This is a genomic window from Streptomyces sp. 5-10, assembly GCF_014712245.1.
Classification (GTDB): Bacteria; Actinomycetota; Actinomycetes; order Streptomycetales; family Streptomycetaceae; genus Streptomyces; species Streptomyces violaceusniger.
In genome coordinates, this window is sequence record NZ_JACVYG010000217.1 from 1 (window position 1) to 750 (window position 750).

At 73.1% G+C, this 750-nt stretch carries 1 protein-coding gene; it reads right to left on the reverse strand.

Annotated features, from left to right (window positions below; translation table 11 throughout):
- Window positions 1-750 (reverse strand): ATP-binding protein (locus tag IEJ02_RS47885; protein ID WP_317986120.1); only part of this gene is annotated, 750 nt, incomplete at both ends.

Consider the following 750-nt stretch of genomic DNA (forward strand, 5'->3'; position numbering starts at 1 on the left):
GGCGTTCTGCTCCTGGGTCAGGAAGGGGGCCGGGGCCTCCTCGACGAGCTTCTGGTGGCGGCGCTGGAGGGAGCAGTCGCGGGTGGAGACCACCACGACGTTGCCGTGGGTGTCGGCCAGGCACTGGGTCTCGACGTGGCGCGGCTTGTCCAGGTAGCGCTCGACGAAGCATTCGCCACGCCCGAAGGCGGCCACGGCCTCGCGGACGGCGGAGTCGTAGAGCTCGGGGACCTCTTCCATCGTGCGGGCGACCTTCAGGCCGCGGCCGCCGCCGCCGAAGGCGGCCTTGATGGCGATGGGCAGGCCGTGCTGCTCGGCGAAGGCCACGACCTCCTCGGCCCCGGAGACGGGGTCGGGGGTGCCGGCGACCAGCGGGGCGCCGGCGCGCTGGGCGATGTGGCGGGCGGCGACCTTGTCGCCCAGGTCGCGGATGGCCTGCGGCGGGGGGCCGATCCAGGTCAGGCCCGCGTCCAGGACGGCCTGGGCGAACTCGGCGTTCTCGGAGAGGAATCCGTACCCGGGGTGGACGGCGTCGGCGCCGGACTCGGCGGCCGCGGCCAGGACCTTGGCCTGGTCGAGATAGCTGGCCGCCGGGGTGTCACCGCCCAGCGCATAGGCTTCATCGGCCGCGCGCACATGACATGCGTCCCGGTCCGGATCGGCGTAGACGGCTACGCTCGCGATACCGGCATCCCGGCAGGCACGGGCAACACGGACAGCGATCTCGCCACGGTTGGCGATGAGCACCTT